Raw genomic sequence first — 22,978 nt, forward strand, 5'->3', positions numbered from 1 at the left:
CAACCCTCCGTCCGTGGTCAGTCGCGGGCGAGCGGAAACAGCGCGCCGCGCTCGCCGCGATAATCCTCGATCTCGACGATCCACAAATCCCGGTCCCAGCGTTTCTGCTTGTCCAGCGCCGCATCCGCCTCGGCTTCAGCCACCGCCGATTGCAGCAGGGTGAACTGCCGCTCGTCCGGCTTGGTCTCGTCATAAACCATCTGCGGCGCCGGGCCGAACAGGTCATAACTGCCGTCGGCGTTGCGGAACTTGATGAAGATCGCCCCGGCTTCCGCCGCGCCCCTGCTGGCAAGCGCGGCAAAGGCACCGCTGCCGTTGATGCGGCGCACCAGTGCGGAAACCCAGAATTCCGATGTCAGACGCATATGTCGTGACCGCCCATGCCCAGCCTCATCAGTTGATCAGGCCGATTTCCTGCATCTTGGCCAGCAGTTTCGCATCGGGCTCGCCGGTGACCGGCAGCTTGAACAGGTTCTGGAATTCCCGGATGGCGGTCTTGGTGCTGGCACCGACCTTGCCGTCGATCTCCACCTTGTCATTGCCGAAGGCGCGCAGGCCCGCCTGGATGCGGACGATCTCCGCCGGGGCAAGGCTGTTGCCTGCGGGCTGCTGGGCAGTGCCCGCCGTCAGCTTGTCGGCCGGGGTGGCCGATACGGTCTGGACGGTGGCTTTTTCGGCGTCGTGGCCGGGCTTGGCGGCCGGGATCGCAATGCTGGCGGTGGTGTCGCTGGCGCTGCCGACGGCGGGCTGGGCCGTCTCGATGCCCATGTCGGCCGAGGCCTTGCGGTAGGCCTCGATGGCGGCGCGGGTGCCCTTGCCGGCGAGGCCGTCGACCGCGCCGTTGTAGAAGCCGAGCGACAGCAGTTTCTGCTGCATCTTCGCCACTTCCGGATCGCCGCCGGGTGCCAGCACGGGCGTGCCGCCATTGCCGGCTGCATTGTTGATGGCCGCAGCGACCGGATCAGGATTGCCCTGCGGCACGGGAACCGAATTGACCTTGCGCACCGGCGCATCGACGGCGCTCTGCTTCTGCGGCGTGCCGAATACGCCGCCATCGTGCTTGATCGGCTTGAACACCAGTTCCGGCCGGGTGCGGAAGAACACGCCGTCATGCACCTGCGGCTGGTACCACAGCGCATTGGCGGAGATGAAGCCGAGGGTCACCAGAAAGGCCGTCGCGCCGCCGGTGATCGTCGGGTTGCGGGCAATCAGCCCGCCTGCCCCGATGGCGATACGGGCCATATGGCCGCGCTTCGGCGCGCGGCGCTTCCTGCTGTCAGGCCGATTTGCGGGCTTGCGCATGCGAACCTCCCTCACTGTCGCCGTCGGCCCGGAATTCGACGATATTGACCGGTTCCGCCGGAACCGGCTCGATCCGCGGACCGGCGAGTGGAATGAGAACATTCACCACCGTGCCCTCACTGGGACGGCTGCGGATGTCCATCTGGCCGCCATGCAGGCCGATCAGGCCCTTGACGGTGGCAAGGCCAAGGCCGGTGCCTTCGTGCCTGCGCGTGTAATCGTTCTGCACCTGGCGGAACGGCTGGCCGAGCGTCAGCAGATCCGCCTCGGCAATGCCGATGCCGGTATCGCTGACGGAGAAGGCCAGCATGTCGCCATGCAGCCCGGCGTCGATGGTGACCACGCCGCCGCTCTCAGTGAACTTGACGGCATTGGACACCAGGTTGATCAGCACCTGCTGGACGGCGCGCTGGTCGGCAACAACAGTGCCGATGGTGCGGCTGACGCGGTCGCACAGCGTCACGTTCTTCTGCGAGGCTTGATGCGCCATCATGTCATGCACCATGGTCACCGCATCCTTGAAGGCGAAGGGCTCGGCCATGATCGGGTAGGTTCCGGCCTCGATCTTGGATACGTCGAGAATGGCATTGACCACGGAAAGCAGATGCGTGCCGGACTGGTGCACCAGCTCGACATATTCGCGCTGGCGCGCATCGGGCAGCTTGCCGCAGATTTCCTGCAGCAGCACATCGGAGAAACCGATGATGGAATTGAGCGGGGTGCGCAGCTCATGGCTGACCGAAGCAAGGAACCGGCCCTTGGTCACCTCAGCCGTCTCGACCTGGGTGCGCGCGGCATCGAGCGCAAAGCGGTCGGCGACTGCGCCGGAAATATCCGTTGCCACGACGACGCAGCCATTGTCCCGGCTCTGCGGCACGCCGGAAAGGCGATAGGTGGCAAAGCGCACGGTATGCGCCGGTTTCGCCGCATCGCCAGTTGCAACGCAGCGCAGCTTTATCTCCGCCGCCGTGGCGGCCGTCCCGCTGCGCAAATCCGACAGGAACGCCAGGAAATGCACGCGGTCCGAGACGTGCACGCGGTCGACCAGCGCCGTGCCGATCAGCAGGCTGCGGGCCACGCCGAAATGCTCCTGCGCCTTGCAGGACAATGCGGTGATCATGCCGTCGCGGCCAAGCCCGATCACCACGCCGTCAACGGCGCTCTCCAGATCGGCGACACGGTCGTCGCGGCGCGCTTCCAGACCGCGCGCCACCAGCGCACCGGCGGAACGGACCAGCAGCGTTGCCCCGTAAGCGAGCGCGGCCAGCAGGGAGAATGCCGTCAGGGTGACGTTGCCGCCCATCCACACGGACACGCCGAGGAGAACGGCAAGCACCGCCGCGGCAATGCCGCCGGAGAGGACAAGCGCCTTTTGCGAGCGCATGACGAACCAGGCTTCGAGCGGGATCGCCGCGCCCATGATCCAGAGCAGGAGATTGGCGGATGGCGCCATGACGGCGATCAGCGCGATGGCAGCGCCGTAGGATGCCAGCGCAGCCAGACCCAGCCGGGTACTGTTGCGAACCAGCGAGAGCGTTCCGCAGAAAATCATCGGCAGGGCAAAAACACCGACACCGAGGCTGAGCATGCCACCGGCTTCACTGAACAGGGAGTGGCTGGCGGCCAGCGCAACGGCGAGCAGGAACGGCATGGCGAGGAAGGCACCGGCCATGCGGGCGTCCCTGTCGCGTTCGGCTGCGCCGGCAACAGATGTGCTTACCCAGCGTTTGCAATGGCGCCGGTAGGCATCAGCAATTCTGGGCAGTGTGACGGAATGAATCGGCACCAGTTTTTTCCTGCTATCCGGACGGTCCGGCCGGGGCCGGATGCGTCACGGTCATTTCAATGTCGCCGTTAACTTTTGCAGACGAGGCTTTAAGGAAAGGATAAAACCGGGGACGCAGATGTCCCGCACAACCGGTTTCAGCCGAATGTGAGGGGGCTTTTCAATGCATGGTAAATGAAGGGTTTCGGGTTGCCGGCGATTTGCCGGTCGAATCGCAAAACCGGCATTTCGGGCTCCAAGATTTCTTAATCCTTGGTTTCTATGATCGCTCAAATGCAAAACCGCGTCTCAACCGGTTTTTGCCTTGTCTGTGGCAATGTCTCGGCATGGGCTGCTCCTGGGAAGCGGTTCCGGTGTTGGCAGAGGATATCTGAAATGTTCTTCCTGATCAGGTTTGCGATCAAGTTCTGCTTCTGGATGTTTTTGATTTCGCTGTTCATTCCAGTGGACTCAAAGGACAATCCGCAAGGGACGGCCCAGCCCGGCCCGCTCGAGGCTTTCTTTGCCGCACGCGAGACGATCAGCGATCTCAGCCAGTTCTGCACGCGCAATCCCAATGCCTGCGAAACCGGCAAGGCGGCCCTGAACAATGCGGGCGTTCGCGCCAGCGAAGTGGCCAAGGTCGGTTATCAGTATCTCGATACGCAGCTGGGCGCCAAGACCAACGGCGCCGATGCGGCCGTTGCCGCCGCCCATGGGGACCCCGCCGATGCCGCCACTGCTATGGACAAGAGCGATCTGATCAAGGCCAAGCTGCGCGAGATGGCGATGCGCGAAATTCTGGAAGCGGCCGTCCGCCAGCGCGAACAGGCCAATGCCGTCGACGGCAAGACAACGGGCACAATCGCAAAGAAGTAGCCTGCGCGACAGGAAAAACGATGACGTCCGGCTTTCGCATCACTATATGTGCCACATCACATGCGAGACTGGACCTATGGCACAGACAATTGACGACATCATCGCGGATTTCGACTTCCTGGACGATTGGGAAGACCGCTATCGCTACGTCATCGATCTCGGCCGCGAATTGAAGCCCTATCCGGATGCCGCCCGCGATGCGGCGCACAAGGTCAATGGCTGCGTCAGCCAGGTCTGGCTGAAGAGCACGCCGAGCGACGGCGCCGATCCGGCCATCGATTTCCTCGGCGATTCCGATGCGCATATCGTGCGCGGCCTCGTCGCCATCATGATGGTGCTCTATTCCGGCAGGAAGGCGTCGGAAATCCTTGCTATCGATCCGGAAGCCATCCTGAAGAAGCTGGGCCTGAACGAAAACCTGACGCCGCAGCGCTCCAACGGCCTGCGCTCGATGGTCGCCCGCATCCGCAACGAGGCGCAGGCCGCCCTCGGATCAGCCAGCGCCACGCAGCACTGAGGACACGCACAACGGCGCTGCTACCGCGCAAGCGTAGGGCGATAATCCCCCGCTCCCCAGTGAATGATGCGCGGATTGCGCCGGGCGGGCGATGGCGGGCAGTAATGTCTGTCCAATGCCGCCAGCGCCGTCTTGAGGATGAGCTTGGCGGAACGGACGGGCCACTGCCGTTCCCGCTCGACAACCTCAAGGCCCTTGAGAAAGCAGCAGACATCCACCAGCACGCCGGACAGTTCCGGCCCGACCGCATCCAGCGCCCGCTCCACCCGCTGCCGTGCCGCCAGTGCGGCATCGGTCATTTCCAGGACACCATTGCCGGATCGGCAGCTGGCACCGCTTCCCACGGCACTCCAGTTGGCGCCAAGCGGCGGCATGAAACTGCCGAGCGTATAGTCGTTGCGCAATTGCTCCCCGGCCTTGAAGGCGGCCTCGCTGATCAGCGGGGCGCCGGATGAATCCCTGCGCCGGCGCAACAGGCCGAGCGGCGATTCCGCTTCGTTGCGCCGTACCCGTGCCGCGCCGGGCCGGTTGCCCGGTGCCGCCAGCGTTTCAAGGCGATGCTGGGCGGCGAAGGCATCGGCCCCGCCATCCAGCCGGCGCAGGAACGCCCTGCCCGCATCGGTGATGATGAGCGTACCGTCAGCGGAGCGCGCCAGCCCTTCACGCAGGACATGGTCAAGCACCGCCGTCCCGATGGAAATCGCGCCGCCCCCTGCACTTTCCAGCGTCATCTTGCCATTGTCCGCAGTGGCAGGTTCTGCGGCAGCCTTGGCCAGAAAGCACAGCACCCGGCGCACGCCGGTAGCGCTTTTGCCCCGGACGCTCATTGGCGCACCATGCCGCTGCGCAGGAACGCCGCCCGCAGAATGTTTTCAAGAGTCTGCACAACCCGGTCGAACTCCGGCTCGTCGCGCATATCCTCGATCAGATGACAGGCATGGTTGACCGTGCTGCGGTCGCGCCCGAAGGCACGCCCAACCTCCGTCATGGTCAGCGACAGCGTGACATGCGCCACATACATGCCGATCTGCCGGACGCGGGCCACCGACCGCTCGCAACGGGAATGCGCGCGCAGTTCGCGGCCGCTGACATTGAAGAAGCTGGCGAGAATGTCGATGACGCCGTCGCAGACATGAAAAAGACGGCCGTCCGGCGGTTCGCCCCCATCCCGGGCAACGGGCTCCGCCGGCTTCGGTTTCGGACGGGCTTGACGGAGGATCTCAATCATCGCCCGCGCCTCGGCGGCAGAGCGGATCAGATGGGGGAAATTCTCGGACATGCTCGCTCCACTTCGTATATAGGAATATCTTCTTATATTATTCCCAGCAAGACCGTGGATAAGTTTTCCCGCGCCCGAACATCATGTCATTGTTTTCATGGATTCTTTTCTGAAACCGCCCACGCAATCTAGGACTTTTGTCCTACACTCCTTAAACCAAGGCAAAGTGTGTCCATCCACCATCGAGGACGGAAACATGGCTCAGAGCGAATGGACGAGGCAGAGGGCGGCATTCCTGGCTGCGAGGGACGCGCAGCGCAGCATGGCGCGGCAACGCCTGGCGCTGCAAATCCTCTGCGGCGAAGACCTTGACGCGGTGATCGCGCTTGGTGCGGCCGAAAAGCAGACCTATTGCAGGCGGCTAAAGCGTTTGATTGAAAGGGAGAGGATCAAGGGCGGCAAGGGGCACTGGAGCTACGACCTCAATCGTCATATCGGTCTCAAGCAAGCCCTGGATACTTTATTGAAATCCATGAGGGGCTGAAATCCGTGCCGGCGCCTATGCCCGGAAAAATGGAGCCCGGACAACAAAACGGCGCCCGAAGGCGCCGTCTTGCAAATAGTCTGAACCGCTTGCTGTCAAGCAGCCTTCTTGCGCTTGCGGCCGAGGCCCATGTTCTTGGCCAGACGCGAGCGCGCAGCAGCGTAATTGGGTGCAACCATCGGATAGGAAGCATCCAGATCCCACTTTTCGCGGTACTGCTCAGGCGTCAGACCGTAATGGGTCATCAGGTGACGCTTCAAAGACTTGAACTTCTTGCCGTCTTCGAGGCAGACAATGTAGTCATCCGCAACGGATTTCTTCGGGTTGATTGCAGGTTTTGGCTTTTCCTGAATCGCGACCACTGCTTCTGCACCACTGCCGACCCGACCAAGAGCAGCGTGGACATCAGCGATAAGCGCGGGAAGATCGCCAGATGGCACTGAATTGTTGCTTACGTAAGCAGCAACCAATTCAGCGGTCAGTTCCAGGAGAACGTCTCCAGCAGCTGTATTTGAATTGTCGAATGTTGTCATCAAAGTCCAAATCCTTCATCTAATTTGAAAAGTTGGTATTACACGGGAAAGCAAGCAGTATAAATCTGCAAATATCAGAAACCCTGACACTGATGACGACACTGTATTCAGGATGGAGCTCTAATTGTCAAATCAATACTTCACCTAAAAAAGAAATATTTGTAATTTTTCCTTGATATTGAATTTACTGCGAACCTGGTGCTGATTGGGCCAGGAAAGCTAAAATCCCGCTGCACATATGATAACATAAATGTTCACACGTGAACATCCGCACAACACCACTAAGACCAAAAATGGCAAAAATGAGGAACCAATCCGCATTTCACAAGCATTCTATAACAACGGAGGCCGCTCAGTGCAGTGCCAGACCTACTTTAGTGCAACATGAGACAATATTAAGTAATTCTGTTTTTGATCAAAAAGACAAATTACGTGGAAATATGCGCGAAAAATCCTGCTCGGGAGCCCGGATCAGAGGCCGAACGGGTGTAAAACCAGCAGAAGACGCGACTTTCGTCACCGGATTGGCGACGGGCGCGGGAGCGCGGCAATAGTGTTGCAGGCGGCGCGCCACAGTATTCGCAGATGAACCGGCGGATCTCGTCTATCGGCACGCCCGGAGCAAGGCGCTGTTGCGGACAGGCAGGATTGACGAATCCTTCGCAGATGTGATTGTCATCGTGTTCTCCGGCAAAGTGCGACATTGTTCCGTTGCAAAGTCATCAGCCTGTTCCATCCACTGTACTGAGAGTATTTCATGACCAAAACATCACGTTTCACCTCTCTTCCCGCCCCGCAATCAGCCAAACACCCGGTATCGGACACGCGCCACGGCATAACCCGTGTCGACAACTATGCCTGGATGCGCGCCGACAACTGGCAGGACGTGTTCAAGGATCCGTCCGTGCTCGATCCGGCCATCCGCAGCCACCTGGAAGCGGAAAACGCCTATCAAACCGCGCTGATGGACGACACGAAGGCGCTGCAAAGCACCCTGTTCGACGAAATGAAGGGGCGGATCAAGGAAGACGATTCCTCGGTCCCCTCCAAGGACGGCCCATTTGCCTATGGCACGTCCTACAAGACCGGCGGCCAGCATCCGCGCTTCTTCCGCATACCGCGCGACGGCGGCGCCGAGACGATGCTGCTGGACGGCGATCTGGAAGGCGAAGGCAAGGCCTATTTCAGCCTGGCTTCCGCCGATCATTCGCCGGATCACGCCAAGATGATCTGGGGTTTCGATGACAAGGGATCCGAGTTCTACACATTGCGAGTGCGCGATCTGACGACGCTGGCCGACGCAACCGATGTGGTCACCGAAACATCGGGCGACGGCGTGTGGAATGCCCAGTCAACCGGCTTTTACTACACCAAGGTGGATGCCAACCATCGCCCGTCGCGCCTGTTCTACCACGTACTCGGCCAGCCTGAGAGCGCGGACCGCCTGATCCATGAGGAAATGGATCCCGGCTTTTTCATGGGCGTCAGCGGCAGCGCGCTCGATGATTTCATCTTCATCGATTGTCACGATCACGAAACGTCGGAAGTCTGGCTGCTCGATGCCAGGGATGCCGCGTCCGAACCCCGACTTGTCGCCGCGCGCCAGTCCGGCGTGGAATACAGCATGACCGAAGGCGGCGATGTCTTCTACATCCTCACCAACATCGACGGTGCCAAGGATTTCAAGATCATGAGCACGCCGGTCACCGCGCCGGAACCGGCCAACTGGACCGAGGTGGTGGCGCACAAGCCGGGACGCCTGCTGCTCGGCCACGGCGCCTACAGGGACTATCTGGTCTGGCTGGAGCGGGAAAACGGCCTGCCGCGCATCATGATCCACAACCGCCACACGGGCGAGGAACACGCCATCGCCTTTGACGAAGAGGCGTTTTCCCTCGGCCTGCAGGGAAGCCCCGAATATGACAGCGAGGTCATCCGCTTCTCCTACTCCTCCATGACCACGCCATCGCAGCTCTACGACTACAATATGCGCACGCGCGAGCGCACGCTGCTGAAAACCCAGGAAGTCCCCTCCGGCCACAACCCGGACGACTATGTCACGCGGCGGCTGCTGGCTCCGGCGGCGGACGGCGAAACCGTGCCGGTTTCCATCGTCTATCATCGCGATACGAAACTGGATGGTTCCGCACCCTGCCTGCTCTACGGCTATGGCTCCTACGGCTCGACCATGTCGGCAAGTTTCAGCACCACGCGCCTGTCGCTCGTCGATCGCGGCTTCATCTACGCCCTCGCCCATATTCGCGGCGGCAAGGACAAGGGCTATGCTTGGTATGAGAACGGCAAACGCCTGCACAAGAAGAACACGTTCAGCGATTTCATCGCGGTCGCCCGCCATCTCGTGGCGGAAGGCTTTACCAACCCGCAAGGCACTATTGCCCATGGCGGCTCTGCCGGCGGCCTGCTGATGGGCGCCGTTGCCAACATGGCGCCGGAGGCGTTTGGCGGCATCATCGCCGAAGTGCCCTTTGTCGACGTCATCAACACGATGCTGGACGATACCTTGCCGCTCACCCCGCCCGAATGGACCGAATGGGGCAATCCGATCACCTCGCCGACGGACTATGCCTATATGGCGTCCTATTCGCCCTACGACAATATCCGGGCGCAGGCCTATCCGCCTGTTCTGGCGGTTGCCGGGCTGACCGATCCGCGCGTCACCTACTGGGAACCGGCCAAATGGGTGGCCAAATTGCGCGAGCTCAAGACCGACGATCATCCCGTGCTGTTCCGCGTCAACATGGATGCGGGGCATGCGGGCGCCTCCGGCCGCTTCTCCCATTTGGAGGAAGTCGCCTATGTCTATGCCTATGCCCTCAAGCTCGTGAACAAGACCGCCGCCTGATCACAGCCACATCATCCCCGCCGCCCGTTGACACCAGCGGGCGGTTGGGTCGCGCAGATGTGTTCGCCCATGCACCGGGTCACGGTTACACGTGCTGCGGTTTCGGCTATAAAGGCACAAAGCGTTTGTGGGGAAGCAATGTCAGACTTGGTTCACTGCGGAGGTTTATGATGAAACGAAGCGTTCTTGTCCTGATGCTCGGCGTGGCGTTCGCCGCCCAGCCCCTGCTTTCGGTTCTGGATACAACCGGGGTGCAGGCAGCGGTTCGCAAGAATGTCAGCGAATTTGCCGGGCAGCGCTGCAACAACCCGCCGCGCGGATCAGGTGTGATCGTCGGCCGCTATTCCGGCACGACCGACAATCCGATCATTTCCATGGGCAGCGACAATGTGCCGGTTTCCGACTTTCGCTGCTTCCGTACGATGGAAGAATGCCGCGGCTGGCTCTACACCATGCGCAGCAAATATGTCGACGGGAACTCCGTGCTGATCGGGTGCAACAGGCGCTGAGTTCAGGCCGTGCCGCTGATCCGCTTCATCGTTGCTTCCAGACTGTCCTCGGCAAAACCGTCGTCCATCGCCTGCATTGCATTGCTGGCAGCCGTCGCGGCCCGTTCCCACATCGTGGCTTCGTAAGCCCGCACAGCCGTGTTCCGGTCCTCGTCCCCGGTCAAGGCATCGGCGAGATCGGCGGCATCGCGCAGCGCCAGATTGCCGCCCTCGCCCGCCGGTGGCATGACATGCGCCGCATCGCCGATCAGCGTCACACCAGCGCGGCTCTGCCAGCAGTGCCCGACGGGCAGCGCGCAAATCGGCCAGGGCCGCACCGTGTCTTTTGCCGATTCTATGAGCTGCAGCAGACTGCCGTCCCAGCCGGCGAACTGCGCGGCAAGGCTTTCCTTCGTCGCCTCGAACCCCGGCTTCTCCTTGCCCCGCAGCGCCGCATAGACGCGGATATGCGCATTGGCGTTGCGCTGCGCGAAGATCGATTTGCCGTCGCCCTTGGCAATCATCGTGCCGCGTCCGACCAGCGCCGCGATATCGGGATGGCGCGCGTCGGCACCGTCGATCGCAAGTTCATAGAGGGTCAGTCCGATATGCCGGGGCTTTTCGTCCGACACCAGCGCACGCACCCTTGACCCAACGCCGTCAGCTCCGACAACGAAGTCATGCCGGGCGACGGAACCGTTGCCGAAATGCAGTTCGAACGTGCCGTCATCGCATCCCAGGGCTTCCGTCAAACGGCAGCCCCAGCGAACACTATCTGCCGGAATGGACCGCAAAAGCAGGTCTCTCAATTGGCTGCGGTCAATCTCCGGGCGGTCCCCGTCGGAGGCATCGTCCTTGTACACAAGCAGGCCGTGCTTGTCATAAAGCCGCGTGCCCTGGTCTTCGTAGCGCGCAAAATGCTGAAACTCGGCAAACAGCCCGGCCCGCTTCATGGCGTACTGCCCGGTTCCGGGATGCAGGTCGAGCATGCCGCCCTGCCCGCGATGCACGGGCGATTCATCCCGCTCATAAACGGTGAAGGCGACGCCCTTCAGATACAACATACGCGCGAGCAACAGCCCGCCTGGGCCACCGCCGACAATGGCGATCCCTGAATTCTTTGACATCTTCATCATCTCACTGGTAGATTGCATAGGGTCCTATTATTATATCATAGGGTCCTATGCAAGGAGAATCGCCATGCCCGGCCCGGACCCGAGACAAACCCCATCTTTCCTCATCAAGCAGGCAGCGCGAGAACTGATGCGCAGAGGCGAGGAGCGGCTGCGGCCGCTTGGTCTCGGCGCGGCCTATCTCCCGATTCTGGTGGCGGTGAAGAATGGCGAAGCATCGACGCAGGCCGATCTGGCCCGGCTGCTGCAGGTGGAACAGCCGTCCATGGCCCAGGCGCTGGCCCGGATGGAACGGGACGGCTTCATTCAGCGCAAGCCCGATCCGGCCCATCGGCGGAGCCAGATCATCGAGCTCACCGCGCTCGCCTTCGAGCGCCTGCCGCAGGCTTATGCGGCGCTGAACGAGGGCAACATTCTGGCCATGACGGGTTTTTCCGCCGGCGAGACGGCGCAGTTCGTGGCCTTTCTCAATCGCGTCAATGCCAATCTGCGCAACGAGGATAGCAAGTCCTGATTCCCCCCGAATGGGCAGCTCAGGCGGGCCTGCCCTTCCAGACGATATCGCTGACATTGAGTTTTTTGGGAATGATCTTCAGCTCATAGAACTCATCCGCCAGGGCCTGCTGATAGGCAACGGCCTCGGGTGTGACGGGCGTCACGTCGCCCAGCCGGACACCGTCGCGTGTCAGCGTGATCCTCTGGATATCCTCAGGCACGCCGGTGATTTTCGACAGGGCGGCGACGGTCTCGTCCAGATTGTCCTGCGCCGCCCGGCCAACCCGCGCGAGTTCGTCCAGCACATCGTTCAGGATATCGCCATGGGCAGCGGCGAAATCGCCATTGCTGAGGAAATACGACCAGCTGTCGACGATTCCCCGGCCCGTTGCCAGAATACGGGTTTCGGGGCGTTTTTCGGCAACCGCCAGATAGGGGTCCCAGATCGACCACGCATCGATCTGGCCGGAGGAAAAGGCCGCCGCCGCATCCGGCGGCGACAGGTCCGATGCCGTGACGTCGTTCACCGACAGGCCCGCCGTGCGCAGCGCCTTGACCGTAAAATTGTGTGCGCTCGAGCCGCGCTTGAAGGCAACGCGCTTGCCCTTGAGATCGGCAAGACTGTTGATCGGCGAATCCTTGCGCACCAGAATGGCCGATCCGTCCGGCGAGCCCTTGTAGGTGCCGGCATAGACCAGATTGCCGCCCGCGGCCTGCGCAAAGAGCGGCGGCACATCGCCGGTCGGACCGAAATCGACCGCACCGGCACCCAGCGCCTCGAGCAGCGGCGGACCGGAGGAGAATTCGGCCCAGCTCACGGCGATGCCGCGCGCCGCAAAGCGTTTCTCCAGCGCGCCCGTCCCTTTGGCCAGGGCGAGGACACCGTTCTTCTGCCAGCCGATGCGCAGTGTTTTCAGCGGCACCGTAGCGGCCGCCCGGACGGTCAACGGCACGAGCGCAGTCAGGGCCGCCGCCCCGATCAGCGAAAGAGTCTGTCTGCGTGTAACCATCGATGCCATCCTTTCCATCTCCTGCGGGCTGCCACGGGCAGACACCTCACACGCAAGGATGGGGTAAACGCGGAACCGGATCGACGTCATAAATATTGAACAATGGGCGGGATCGGGAAAATCATGCCCTGCCAAGCCGGATGAAGTGAAATCGTTTGGCCGAAAGGCAATCCCGGCGGCGTGCGTTCAGGGCTTGGGGAAACCCCGGGGATGAGCAGGAATGGCTTTCAGGTAAGCCGCAATCGCCGCCCGGTCGGCCGGCTCCAGATGCGCCGTGTTCAGCACGACATCGGTCATGGACCCGCCGAGCGAGTCGAAGTCGGGCGTAAACCCGCTTTCCAGGGCATAGGCGATATCCTTTTCCGACCAGCGGTCGATACCGCCCTCGCCGCCGGTGATGTTGGGAACGACACCCTTGCCCTCGGGTGCCTTTGCGCCGGCCAGCCAGCGGCTCTTGTCCAGCCCGCCAATGGCGTTGCGCGGTGTGTGGCATTCGCCGCAATGGCCGGGGCCTTCCACCAGATACTGGCCGCGCTTGATCGCATCCGTGGCATCGGCGATCGTGAGAACCGGATCGGATGCCAGATAGAGCCGCTTCCACAGCCCCAATCCCCGGCGAACGGTGAAGGGGAAACGCAGCCGGTGATCCGCCGCCACATTGTCCGACGGCGGCAGCGTTTTCAGGTAGGCATGGAGATCGGCGATATCCTGCACCTGCATGCGCGCATAGGAGGTGTAGGGAAAGGCGGGATAATAGTGCCTTCCATCCGGCGATACCCCGGCGAGCATGGCATTGGCCAGGTCTTCGAATGACCAGGCGCCGATGCCCTTGCCGGAGGGAGAAATGTTGGGGGTAACGAAGGTACCGAACGGCGTGACCAGCTCATGGCCGCCCGCCAGCACCAGGCGCGCATCGCCTCTGGCGCCCGGCGCGGCATGGCAGGAGGCGCAGCCCCCTGCCCAGAATACCCGTTCGCCGCGCTTGGCATCACCGGGAGCCGCGGCGGCAAGCCGTGCCGGATCAACCCGCGACGGCGCCGACAGCAACCAGAATCCGGCGCCCCCGGCCAGGGCAGCCACAATGACGAGCAGCAGCAGCTTGCGGATCATTGTGTCTCCCCCGCCCGTCCGATCAGTTCTTCTTGATGCGGAATGTCTGATGGCAGGCGCCGCAATTCTGCGAGACCTGCGCGAAGGCAAGCTTGAAGCTGTCAAGGTCCTGCGGTTTGGCGGCAGCCGCCGCTGCGGCATCAGCCTTGTACTTGTTTACAGCAGCGACGAAGCCCGCATTGTCTTCCCAGATTTTCGGCGAAGCGGTGGTCTCGCCGCCGGTGTCGCTGCCGGCCGGAAACAGCGCTGCCGGATCGATCTTCTGCGCATCCTCGTTCAGCTTGCTGAGAGCCGCCAGCACCGCAGCCGCATCAAACGGCTTTTCGCCTTTGGCAATCGGGGCGATACTGCCGATGGTCTTGCCCTGGTCCTTCATAATCGCCTGCCGGTCCGCAATCGGATCAGCGCCTGCGGCAGCCGAAAACACTGTCATGGCCAGCAAAGGCGCCGCAGCGAATGCAATCAGTCTCTTCATGGATGTCTCCAACTCTCGTGGCTTCAAAAACATGTGGCTTCAAGGGTTTTCAGGGGCATTCTCGGGTCCGAACCCTACAGTAAACATCCCGGATTGCACCCGCCCCATACGATCACATTTTCGTATGACAGAGATTGGTTCGCATACGAAAAACCCCGGCTTTCGGCCGGGGTTTTGCTGTTTGTCCGTCAGATACGGCGCCATCTGCGATCATGGCGGTGATGCCAGTACGGGCGATCCCAGCGGCGGTCATAGCGATGATAGTAGCGACGGTCCCAACGACGGTCCCAACGGCGATCATAGCGGTGACGCCAGTGCGGGCGATCCCAGCGGCGGTCATAGCGATGATAATAGCGGCGGTCGTAGCGGCGATCGTAATAGTCGCGGTAATACTGAACGCGCTGCACATTGCTGTCTGCAGCCGCTGGCCCTGTTGCGGTGATGGGCTTTTCGACAGTCATCGGGGCGGCGGACACCGGTCCGGCTGCTCCGAGGGCTCCGATCGACATCACGACGGCAAAAAGAGCTGACATCAACTTTTTCATAGTGCCTCCAGTGAAATGCGCCCTGAGTGAACGTGCATTTCGACATGTTAAGTCCCTTGGGAATAGACTTAAGTCTAATCCCATGAACCAGAGATGAATAATCAATATGGCGCAGCAATGGCATGGGGGACGCGGGCGATCACATATAAAAACCGGCCGTGCGAATATGTGAAAACACCTTCGCACGGCCCGCCGGGGCATCCCTTATTCGCTCGCGCCGTTGTTGGCATCCAGCCGTGTCAGTATCTGATAGGCCATGCGGATGCGGTCCTCATTGGGATAGTATTTGTTGGCCAGAATGACGATACCGAACTGCTTTTTCGGCACGAAGGCGACATAGCCGCCGAAGCCGTTGGTGGAACCTGTCTTGTTGATGAGCACATCGTCGCGGGCAGGCTGCGGCGGCGTCAGCGCGGTCACCGGCGTCGGCTTGAGCATGTCGGGAGAGTTGCCGCGCAGCAGCGTCTTCAGATCGACCGGATAGGCATATTGTTCCCAGATCAGGTCCTGCGTCATTGCGCCGACCTTGAAATAGCCGGTATGCGTATCGGCGATCGCCCGCTGCAGCTTGCCTTCCAGCCTGGCCATTTTCATGTTTGCTTCCAGGAAGCGGATCAGGTCCGTGCTTGTGGTTTTCACACCATAGGCTTCCGAGGAAAGGACTGCCTTGCTCACCCGGGCCGGGACATCCTTCCTGGTATAACCCTGGGCATAGTCCGCCATTTTGGTGTCTGGCACGTTGATATAGGTGCTTTTCAAGCCAAGGGCCGGAAACAGCTGCCCTTCCATCAGCGCGGCAAAATTCCGGTTCATCGCCTTTGCCGCGATGTACCCCAGCATGCCGATGCTCGGATTGGCATAGGTCCGGTATGTTCCGGCGGCGTAGGCCGGCTTCCAGTTCTGCAGATAGGTCATCAGCTGGTCGTCGTTCTTCACCTCGTCGGGAACCTGCACCGGGAAGCCGCCCGGCGTATGGGTGCCAAGGTGCATCAGGCTGACATTGCCGAAGGCCGTATCCCGCATGGACGGCAGATACTTGCTGGTCTTGTCCGACAGGGAAAGCTGACCGTTTGCCTGCGCATAGGCCGCAAGCGTGACCACGAAGGTCTTGCTGATCGATCCGATCTCGAAGAGCGTATCGGCCGTGACCGGCTTGCCGGTTTCCCGGGAGGAAACGCCGTAGTCAAACAGATAGGGCTTTCCCTTGATCGTCACGGCGACGGCCATTCCGGGAATATTGTATTTTTCCATGACCGGCCTGATTGCCGCATCCACGACGGCCCTGACTGCCGTCGCCGGTTTGTCGGCCGCATGCCCCATGGCGGCCGGCGCACAGGCGGCAAACAGGATGGAGAGCAGAACTCTGGTGGCTTTCGCTGGCATTTCTTCGACTTCCTTTGCTGGTTCGGCATTGTGGACGGGTCCGCGACCGGCGCGGATTGCGCGCCGGTTGAAAACCCCGCAGGTGCCGGACATGGAGATCGCCTGACATAAGACTGGCTTCCGCAATACACCGCAGACCTGCTGAGCCGCATCTATCTAACCGGCTGGGATGCCCTGTCAAAACATGATATCTCGGGGCAGACATAAGAAAAACTAGTGGCCCGATTCTGACATTTGCAACCCTTTGATACAAGCAACTCAGGCAAATGTCAGAATCAAAGGGCCACTAGCAAGTTTATGATTCTAGTGGAACTTTGAATTTGACATTCGCATGTTGCGCGTGATGTTAGATGGGATGCGAATGTCAAATTCGTTCCACTAGGGTATCCATGGTTCGGCCATTTCTCCCCCTCAACGGCCTCAGAGCCTTCGAAGCTTCCGCACGGCACCTGAGCTTCACCCGCGCGGCCATCGAATTGTGCGTGACGCAGGCTGCGGTGAGCCAGCAGGTGAAGAGCCTGGAAATGCGCCTGGGCGTGCCGCTGTTCCTGCGCCTGCCGCGCGGCCTGAAGATAACGGCGGAAGGCGAAGCGCTTTTGCCCGTGGTCACCGGTTCCTTTGACCGGATGGCCGACACGCTTGACCGGATCGAGGGCGGACAGGTCCGCGAGCTGCTGTTTCTGGGCGCGGTCGGCACATTCGCCGTCGGCTGGCTCCTGCCGAGACTGCCGGATTTCCAGCGGCAGTTTCCCTTTATCGAGGTTCGGCTGTCGACCAACAACAATCGTGTCGACATGGCGGCGGAAGGGCTGGATTTTGCCATCCGGTTCGGCAACGGCGCCTGGCACGGTACGGATGCGACCCGCCTGTTCGAGGCACCGCTCTCGCCGCTGTGCGTGCCGCAGCTGGCCGAGACGCTGCTGGAGCCTGCCGATCTTGCCAGTCACACGCTGCTTAGAAGCTATCGCATGGATGAGTGGAACAACTGGTTCGCGGCGGCCAACGTTCCCGCCTCGCCGCAATTGAACAAAGCCATCGTGTTCGACTCGTCCCTGGCCATGATGGAAGCCGCCCTGCAGGGGATCGGCGTTGCTCTTGCGCCGCCGATGATGTTTTCACGCCATCTGACCGCAGGCGCCATCGAACAGCCGTTCCAGACCTCGATCTCGCTGGGAAGCTACTGGCTGACGCGGCTGCAATCGCGCACGCCGACACCAGCCATGACCGCCTTTGCCGAATGGATCGTTTCAGCGCCCTGATCAGGCCGGTGCGGCTTGGCTTTTCAATGCCTCGCCGAGATTGTCGAGCATGGCGCTCCAGCCGGCCCGGCGGTATTCCGGTTTGTCTTCATCATCGAGAAAGGCCACCTGTTCGGTGAGGACGAGGCGGCAGCCTTTGCCCGACGGCGTGAGGTCAACGGTCACGATGCTGCTGGAAATGGGCGTCGTTTCGCGTCTCATCGTGCCGGCGGAAATGATCCGCTCATTCGGCACGATATCCTGGTAGGAACTGGTGCTGATATAGGTTTCGCCGCCGGTCTTGCCGAAACGGAAGATGTCACCGCCGCCGATACGAAAATCGAAGTGATCATAGGCCGCGTACCAGCCATCGCCCATGGCGTTCCAGCGCAGGAGCGCCTCGACACTGGACCAGGCAGCAAATACGCGCTCCGGCGAGGCATCATAGGTGCGCTCGACAATGATGGTTGCATGGTTGACGGAACCTCCGGTCATGATGTCCTCCCTTGCCGGTCAATTCATTAAGTGATTGCTTAAGTATCATGCGATTGACGATCACGCAACCAATACTTAATTGTTGACTTAAGTGTCTTGCCACCGAAAATGTCCGCTACCAGCGCAGCGCACCGGTTCTTGCATAAGCGGCAATCGGGTAAACTCCATGGTGCTGGTGAGTCGAAGGAAAAGCCCGTGAAGAAAAAACGCGCCGACCACGTCTGGGATGTCCCGCCTTCCGCGCGCGGCAAGCCCGCCCGGCTGACGGTGGCCACCTGCCAGTTTCCGGTTTCGCATGACATCAACGCCAATCTGGCCCACATGCTCTATCTCATCGCCCGCACCGCGTCTGCCGGTGCTGATGTCGTGCATTTTCCCGAATGCGCCCTCTCCGGCTATGGCGCCGCGACATGGCCATCCTGGGATGATTTCGAATGGGCAACGCTCAACGCCGCCATGGACAGGATTATCGAGGCGGCCCGCGTCCACGCGATCTGGATCGTCACCGGTTCGGTGCATTGGGATCACGCGCACACCCGGCCCACCAATGCGCTGTTCGTGTTTGACGATAGGGGAGCGATTGCCGGGCGCTATGACAAGCGGCGCTGCTCGATCAACGATCTGCGCGCCTTTGCGCCGGGCGACACGCCGTTGGCTCTCGATATCAAGGGCGTGCGCTGCGGTTTTCTCATTTGCCTCGACTGGGCCTTTCCCGAACTCTGGCAGGAACACGCCGGCAAGGTCGAGCTGGTCTTCCATTCCTGCTACACGGACAATGTATCGCGCGACCGGATCGAGGCCCATGCGATCCAGCCGCTGATCCAGGGCTATGCCTGGCTCAACCAATATGCCGTCAGTTCATCCAATTCATGCCGGCCGCGCCAGAATTTCCCCAGCTTCTGGATCGAGCGCACCGGCCATCACGGCGGCAGCGCGGCACGGGACGAAACCGGTTTCATCCTGAACGTGCTGACCGATGATCCGGAGCTCGACGCCTTTTGCCAGCGGGTGCTGGAATTCCGGCGTTCAGCCAGCGACGGCAGCCTCTATGCGCCCTATCTGGAAGCCAACAAGGCTTAACGCGACTACGACCAAAATCGTATAGCTTCCAAACGCGCAATATGCAGATCTGAAGGGATTGAAAAGACGAAGGCGGCGCCTTCCGGCCCGCCCTCACTTTTGTCTGCAGCAGATTTGCGCTTGGCGCAGTGATCACATCCGCAGCTCATGCTCGAAATTTAAGATACGGTGGAAAGGAATGCAATATCCGTTTTCGTGCGTGCCGGCCGTCCACTCCGACATCGAAAGCACACTGTCTCCGGCCCGCCTCGCTCGCTACCTGCCAGCCGCTGGAGGCGACCGGCATCTGGCACTCTGCCTCTACATCTGGAACGCGCGTCTTTGCGAATCCTTGTATCTACCGATGCAATTCGCGGAAGTCGCGGCGCGTAATGCAATTCAAAAGCCGGTCGTCGGACGATTTCACAACCGCTGGTACGAGAATCCCCGGTTCATCAATCTTCTTCCGGCGCGAATGAAGGATGAACTGATCGATACCAAGCGAAGGGAGCAAAAGAAGCATGCCGCAATGCTCAGTCAGGACCACATTATCGCCGGCTTGTCACTCGGCTTTTGGGTCTCCCTCATGACCGCCGCCTACGACAAGCAGTTATGGGCGCAGGGGGTCAGGGCCGCATTCCCGCATGCGGATCCGCGAGAAAGCCGCGAAAGTATCCGTGCCCGTCTGGATGGCATGCGGCGCTTTCGCAATGACATTGCGCATCACGCGGCAATTTTCGACCGTTCTCCGCAAAAAGAATTTCAGAACGTCATCCATATCACCGGCCTTGCATGCGAAAATACCTGCTGGCTTTCAAAGCAACTGTCCAGATTGCAAAACGTCATCAACGACCGGCCAAGACTCTGAATTCGCAACCACTGCCAAAATATGGCATGATGTGAAAACGCATCCCCGCAGGTGAGTAACCGTGTCCCGATCCCAGCGCCTTCTCGACCTGATCCAGACCATGCGCCGCTATCGGCGTCCGGTCAGCGGCAAGGTGCTGGCGGAGGAAACCGGCATCAGCATCCGCACGCTCTATCGCGATATCGCCACCCTGCAGGCGCAGGGCGCCCATATCGAGGGCGAGCCCGGCCTCGGCTATGTGCTGCGCCCCGGCTTCATGCTGCCGCCCCTGATGTTCACCGAAGAGGAGATCGAAGCGCTGGTGCTCGGCTCGCGCTGGGTGGCCAAACAGCCGGACAACCGGCTTTCCACGGCGGCGCGCGATGCCCTCAACAAGATCGCGGCGGTGCTGCCGGACGACCTGCGTGAGAGCGTCGACACCTCTGCCCTGCTGGTGGGGCCTGGGGATGGATCGGCAACCGATGGCGTCGACCTTGCCGACGTGCGCAAAGCGATCCGCAACGAGCGCAAGCTCGATATCACCTATCGCGACGGCAATGGCAGTCAATCCAGCCGCCTGATCTGGCCCTTTGCGCTGGGTTTCTTCGACAAAATGCGCGTCATCGTTGCCTGGTGTGAACTGCGCCAGGATTTCCGGCATTTCCGCACCGACCGGCTGTCGCGGCTCGAAGCAACGGACATACGTTATCCCAAGCGCCGGCAGGTCCTTTTGCAGGAGTGGCGCGACGCGCAGGGCATCGCCCAGCCGCGCTGATCACTACTGCCAGAAACTGGCAGCATGCCGTTTTATGGTGTTCCCGTCACAACTTGAAGGAGAAATGCCGTGGCCAACCCCAATCTCATCATTCTCTACGTTGCCAATGCCCCTGTCAGCCGCGCCTTTTATGCGGATCTGCTCAAGCGCGAACCGCTTGAAGAAACGATCAATTTCGCCATGTTTGCCCTCGACTCCGGCCTGCTGCTCGGCGTCTGGGCGCATGACAAGGTTGAACCGGCCATTACCAGCATTGGCTCCGGCAGCGAACTCGTGTTCAGCGTGGATACGGACAGCGAAGTCGAGGCAACCCACAGGGACTGGGCGGCACGCGGGTTGCCGATCGTTCAGGCGCCGGTGCACATGGATTTCGGCTATACTTTTGTTGCCCTCGATCCGGATGGTCACCGGCTGCGGATGTTTGCCGCTACCCCGGCACAGGGAACGGCGCAATGAGCGGCCACTGGATCGCAGTTGCTTCGGCGGACCATGTCCGCCGCGGCCTGCAGGACGGCTTCATGCAGGTGTGCCACGGCAAGGAAGGCCCGCTGAAGCGCATCAAGCCCGGCGACGGGGTGGTCTATTATTCGCCGACCGAGATATTCGGCGGCAAGGACCGCCTGCAGGCTTTCACCGCCATCGGCATGGTGCAGGCGGAAGACGCCTACCGCCACGACATGGGTGGAGGATTTGTGCCGTGGCGTCGCAATATTGGCTGGTTCGATGCCACGGAAGCGGACATCCGCCCGCTGCTCGACAGTCTCAGCTTCACCAGGGGCAGGCAGAACTGGGGCTACCAGTTCCGCTTCGGGGTGCTAGCCATCAGCCCGGAGGATTTTGATGTCATCGCCGGGGCCATGCATGCCCATCGTCAAGGGTTTCATGTTGTCCCGCCTCTGCCATCGCTCCGGCCGGCGTGCGATGACGGGTTGCAGCCCAGAACATCAGGGCAAGCGCACTGATGCCCGCCCCCGCAAGGCTGACCCCTGGCCAGCCGGCGGAGGCATAGACCAGCGTGGAGCCGAGCGAACCTGCCGCACTGCCGATCGAATAGAAGATCATATAGCCCGCCGTCAGGCGGCTCTGCGCTTCCGGACGCACGCGGTAGATCAGGCTCTGGTTGGAGACATGCACCGCCTGCAGGGCGAAATCGATGGTCACAATGCCGATGATCAGGAACCACAGTGACGTCTGCATGAAGGCGACCGGTATCCACGACAGGAGCATGATGGTCAGGGCAATGCCCGTGGTGCGCTGTGCATGCCCCCGGTCGGCCCAGCGCCCTGCCCGTGAGGCCGCCAGCGCTCCGGCAGCGCCGGCAAGACCGAACAGCCCGATTTGCGTGTGCGACAGCGAAAACGGCGGAGCGCTCAGCGGCAGCACCAGCGGTGTCAAAAGCATGGTGATGTCGGCGAAGATGAACATGGCAATGACGGCACGGATGCGCAGCACCGGCTCTTCGGCAAACAACAGGAAGACAGACCTGATCAGCTTCGGATAGGCGATTTTTGTCCGCCGCACTTCGTTGCGTGGCAGGAAGTGAAACAGCAGCGCTGCAATGATCAGCGTCAGCACCGCCGAGACGGCATAGACCGAGCGCCAGCCCGCCAGATCGGCCATGCCACCGGCAATGGTGCGGGCGAGCAGAATACCGATGACGATGCCGCTGGTGACGATCCCGACCACCTGCCCCCGCTCATGCGGCTTTGCCAGACTGGCGGCATAGGCGACGAGCGCCTGCGTGACAACGGCGAGCAGGCCGATGGCGGCCATCGCCACCAGCAGCGCGAGCGAGGTCGGGGCAAAGCACACCGCCAGCAGGGCCAGTGCGGAGAGAACCGATTGGCCGGCGATCAGCCGGCGGCGGTCGATCAGATCGCCCAGCGGCACGATCAGCAGCAGGCCAAGCCCGTAACCGACCTGCGAAATCGAGACGATCATGCCGATGGTGGCATGGCTCATGCCAAAACTGTCGGCAATGGCATCGAGCAGCGGCGGCGCAAAATAGACGTTCGCCACGGCCAGTCCGCAGGCAATGGCAAACAGAAGTGCCAGGGGTCGGGAGAATTCTATGGCCTGCGGCCCGCTGAAAGGCGTTTTTTCAGCAATTTCATCCGTATAGACCGCTTGTCCACCGCCAATGACCAGATTATCGTCCTGCTCAAGCTTCATCGCATCCTCCTGCGCATGTGGTTGCAAATTAAAACCTGTTGCGTCTTAGCTCCATCGGTTTTATATTGCAACTACCCTTCGCAGAGGGAGAAATAAGATGAGCACTGCTCTGCGACCAAAAAAAGGGGGAC

General features: G+C 61.2%; 26 protein-coding genes. 12 read left to right on the top strand and 14 right to left on the bottom strand.

Annotated features, from left to right (window positions below):
* Window positions 1-17: 17 nt before the first annotated feature.
* From J1W56_RS01380 to J1W56_RS26035, 3 genes are read right to left on the bottom strand one after another with little or no spacing between them, the layout of a single operon-like run.
* Window positions 18-365 carry a DUF1491 family protein gene (locus J1W56_RS01380; RefSeq protein WP_223611391.1) on the bottom strand — a complete coding sequence of 116 codons (348 nt, stop codon included), beginning with the start codon at window positions 363-365 and terminating at the stop codon, window positions 18-20.
* A 28-nt stretch (window positions 366-393) separates the two neighbouring features.
* Window positions 394-1,302 (bottom strand): peptidoglycan-binding domain-containing protein, encoded by a 909-nt coding sequence (locus tag J1W56_RS01385; protein ID WP_223611392.1) that lies wholly within the window; start codon window positions 1,300-1,302, stop codon window positions 394-396.
* A complete protein-coding gene (locus J1W56_RS26035) occupies window positions 1,277-3,088 on the bottom strand; it encodes a sensor histidine kinase (protein WP_223611393.1) in 1,812 nt (603 codons plus the stop codon). Before J1W56_RS26035 ends, J1W56_RS01385 begins: the two co-directional genes overlap by 26 nt.
* Before the next feature lie 375 nt (window positions 3,089-3,463).
* On the opposite strand from J1W56_RS26035, the gene J1W56_RS01395 reads away from it, so the two are divergent.
* Together J1W56_RS01395 and J1W56_RS01400 are read left to right on the top strand one after the other, a co-directional pair.
* Window positions 3,464-3,946: a DUF5330 domain-containing protein gene (locus tag J1W56_RS01395; RefSeq protein ID WP_223611394.1), complete on the top strand. Its 483-nt coding sequence runs from the start codon at window positions 3,464-3,466 to the stop codon at window positions 3,944-3,946.
* Window positions 3,947-4,022: 76 nt separating this feature from the next.
* Complete coding sequence (locus J1W56_RS01400) at window positions 4,023-4,463, top strand: SufE family protein (protein WP_223611395.1); 441 nt, start codon at window positions 4,023-4,025, stop codon at window positions 4,461-4,463.
* 20 nt (window positions 4,464-4,483) lie between these two features.
* Here J1W56_RS01400 and J1W56_RS01405 read toward each other — a convergent pair whose 3' ends face one another.
* Together J1W56_RS01405 and J1W56_RS01410 are read right to left on the bottom strand one after the other, a co-directional pair.
* Window positions 4,484-5,290 carry a DUF6456 domain-containing protein gene (locus J1W56_RS01405; protein ID WP_223611396.1) on the bottom strand — a complete coding sequence of 269 codons (807 nt, stop codon included), beginning with the start codon at window positions 5,288-5,290 and terminating at the stop codon, window positions 4,484-4,486.
* Entirely contained in the window at window positions 5,287-5,742 is a 456-nt protein-coding gene (locus J1W56_RS01410; RefSeq protein ID WP_223611397.1) for a helix-turn-helix domain-containing protein, read from the bottom strand. Before J1W56_RS01410 ends, J1W56_RS01405 begins: the two co-directional genes overlap by 4 nt.
* A 196-nt stretch (window positions 5,743-5,938) precedes the next feature.
* Here J1W56_RS01410 and J1W56_RS01415 point away from each other — a divergent pair, with 196 nt between their 5' ends.
* Window positions 5,939-6,226 carry a cytoplasmic protein gene (locus tag J1W56_RS01415; protein WP_223611398.1) on the top strand — a complete coding sequence of 96 codons (288 nt, stop codon included), beginning with the start codon at window positions 5,939-5,941 and terminating at the stop codon, window positions 6,224-6,226.
* A gap of 95 nt (window positions 6,227-6,321) precedes the next feature.
* Here the strand turns inward: J1W56_RS01415 and J1W56_RS01420 are convergent, their stop codons facing one another.
* Window positions 6,322-6,759, bottom strand: a complete 438-nt coding sequence (locus J1W56_RS01420) for a MucR family transcriptional regulator (RefSeq protein ID WP_091880604.1) — start codon at window positions 6,757-6,759, stop codon at window positions 6,322-6,324.
* 757 nt (window positions 6,760-7,516) lie between these two features.
* Here J1W56_RS01420 and J1W56_RS01425 point away from each other — a divergent pair.
* Both J1W56_RS01425 and J1W56_RS01430 read left to right on the top strand, forming a co-directional pair.
* The gene (locus J1W56_RS01425; RefSeq protein ID WP_223611399.1) at window positions 7,517-9,622 is read left to right on the top strand and encodes a S9 family peptidase; all 2,106 of its coding nucleotides are present in this window, start codon (window positions 7,517-7,519) and stop codon (window positions 9,620-9,622) included.
* A 170-nt stretch (window positions 9,623-9,792) separates the two neighbouring features.
* Complete coding sequence (locus J1W56_RS01430) at window positions 9,793-10,131, top strand: metallophosphoesterase (RefSeq protein ID WP_223611400.1); 339 nt, start codon at window positions 9,793-9,795, stop codon at window positions 10,129-10,131.
* A 2-nt stretch (window positions 10,132-10,133) separates the two neighbouring features.
* On the opposite strand, the gene J1W56_RS01435 is transcribed toward J1W56_RS01430, so the two are convergent.
* Window positions 10,134-11,237 (bottom strand): FAD-dependent oxidoreductase, encoded by a 1,104-nt coding sequence (locus J1W56_RS01435; RefSeq protein WP_223611401.1) that lies wholly within the window; start codon window positions 11,235-11,237, stop codon window positions 10,134-10,136.
* A 73-nt stretch (window positions 11,238-11,310) separates the two neighbouring features.
* Here J1W56_RS01435 and J1W56_RS01440 point away from each other — a divergent pair, with 73 nt between their 5' ends.
* Complete coding sequence (locus J1W56_RS01440; RefSeq protein WP_308526397.1) at window positions 11,311-11,757, top strand: MarR family winged helix-turn-helix transcriptional regulator; 447 nt, start codon at window positions 11,311-11,313, stop codon at window positions 11,755-11,757.
* Between the two features lie 19 nt (window positions 11,758-11,776).
* Here J1W56_RS01440 and J1W56_RS01445 read toward each other — a convergent pair whose 3' ends face one another.
* The 5 genes from J1W56_RS01445 to ampC form a co-directional block, all read right to left on the bottom strand.
* Window positions 11,777-12,748 carry an aliphatic sulfonate ABC transporter substrate-binding protein gene (locus J1W56_RS01445; protein WP_223611402.1) on the bottom strand — a complete coding sequence of 324 codons (972 nt, stop codon included), beginning with the start codon at window positions 12,746-12,748 and terminating at the stop codon, window positions 11,777-11,779.
* A gap of 186 nt (window positions 12,749-12,934) precedes the next feature.
* A complete protein-coding gene (locus J1W56_RS01450) occupies window positions 12,935-13,858 on the bottom strand; it encodes a cytochrome c (RefSeq protein ID WP_223611403.1) in 924 nt (307 codons plus the stop codon).
* A gap of 22 nt (window positions 13,859-13,880) precedes the next feature.
* The gene (locus J1W56_RS01455; protein WP_223611404.1) at window positions 13,881-14,333 is read right to left on the bottom strand and encodes a c-type cytochrome; all 453 of its coding nucleotides are present in this window, start codon (window positions 14,331-14,333) and stop codon (window positions 13,881-13,883) included.
* Between the two features lie 188 nt (window positions 14,334-14,521).
* Window positions 14,522-14,866: a hypothetical protein gene (locus tag J1W56_RS01460; protein ID WP_223611405.1), complete on the bottom strand. Its 345-nt coding sequence runs from the start codon at window positions 14,864-14,866 to the stop codon at window positions 14,522-14,524.
* Window positions 14,867-15,082: 216 nt separating this feature from the next.
* Window positions 15,083-16,261 carry a class C beta-lactamase gene (gene ampC, locus J1W56_RS01465; RefSeq protein ID WP_223612374.1) on the bottom strand — a complete coding sequence of 393 codons (1,179 nt, stop codon included), beginning with the start codon at window positions 16,259-16,261 and terminating at the stop codon, window positions 15,083-15,085.
* Between the two features lie 389 nt (window positions 16,262-16,650).
* On the opposite strand from ampC, the gene J1W56_RS01470 reads away from it, so the two are divergent.
* On the top strand, window positions 16,651-17,520 hold the full coding sequence (locus J1W56_RS01470) for a LysR family transcriptional regulator (RefSeq protein WP_223611406.1): 870 nt from the start codon (window positions 16,651-16,653) through the stop codon (window positions 17,518-17,520).
* Here the strand turns inward: J1W56_RS01470 and J1W56_RS01475 are convergent, their stop codons facing one another.
* Window positions 17,521-17,994: an SRPBCC family protein gene (locus J1W56_RS01475; protein WP_223611407.1), complete on the bottom strand. Its 474-nt coding sequence runs from the start codon at window positions 17,992-17,994 to the stop codon at window positions 17,521-17,523.
* A gap of 195 nt (window positions 17,995-18,189) precedes the next feature.
* Between J1W56_RS01475 and J1W56_RS01480 the strand changes: the two genes are divergently transcribed.
* The 5 genes from J1W56_RS01480 (at window position 18,190) to J1W56_RS01500 (ending at window position 21,637) form a co-directional block, all read left to right on the top strand.
* Window positions 18,190-19,074 carry a carbon-nitrogen hydrolase family protein gene (locus tag J1W56_RS01480; RefSeq protein ID WP_223611408.1) on the top strand — a complete coding sequence of 295 codons (885 nt, stop codon included), beginning with the start codon at window positions 18,190-18,192 and terminating at the stop codon, window positions 19,072-19,074.
* Window positions 19,075-19,252: 178 nt separating this feature from the next.
* On the top strand, window positions 19,253-19,921 hold the full coding sequence (locus J1W56_RS01485) for a hypothetical protein (RefSeq protein WP_223611409.1): 669 nt from the start codon (window positions 19,253-19,255) through the stop codon (window positions 19,919-19,921).
* A gap of 61 nt (window positions 19,922-19,982) precedes the next feature.
* Window positions 19,983-20,675: a helix-turn-helix transcriptional regulator gene (locus J1W56_RS01490; protein WP_223611410.1), complete on the top strand. Its 693-nt coding sequence runs from the start codon at window positions 19,983-19,985 to the stop codon at window positions 20,673-20,675.
* 69 nt (window positions 20,676-20,744) lie between these two features.
* Window positions 20,745-21,131: a VOC family protein gene (locus J1W56_RS01495; protein WP_223611411.1), complete on the top strand. Its 387-nt coding sequence runs from the start codon at window positions 20,745-20,747 to the stop codon at window positions 21,129-21,131.
* The gene (locus tag J1W56_RS01500) at window positions 21,128-21,637 is read left to right on the top strand and encodes an EVE domain-containing protein (protein WP_223611412.1); all 510 of its coding nucleotides are present in this window, start codon (window positions 21,128-21,130) and stop codon (window positions 21,635-21,637) included. The genes J1W56_RS01495 and J1W56_RS01500 overlap by 4 nt, the downstream gene beginning before the upstream one ends.
* Here the strand turns inward: J1W56_RS01500 and J1W56_RS01505 are convergent.
* A complete protein-coding gene (locus tag J1W56_RS01505; protein WP_223611413.1) occupies window positions 21,519-22,847 on the bottom strand; it encodes an MFS transporter in 1,329 nt (442 codons plus the stop codon). The genes J1W56_RS01500 and J1W56_RS01505 overlap by 119 nt on opposite strands.
* Window positions 22,848-22,978 lie beyond the last annotated feature (131 nt).

Origin of the sequence: Phyllobacterium calauticae (genome assembly GCF_019991125.1) — a bacterium.
GTDB classification, from domain to species: domain Bacteria; phylum Pseudomonadota; class Alphaproteobacteria; order Rhizobiales; family Rhizobiaceae; genus Phyllobacterium; species Phyllobacterium calauticae.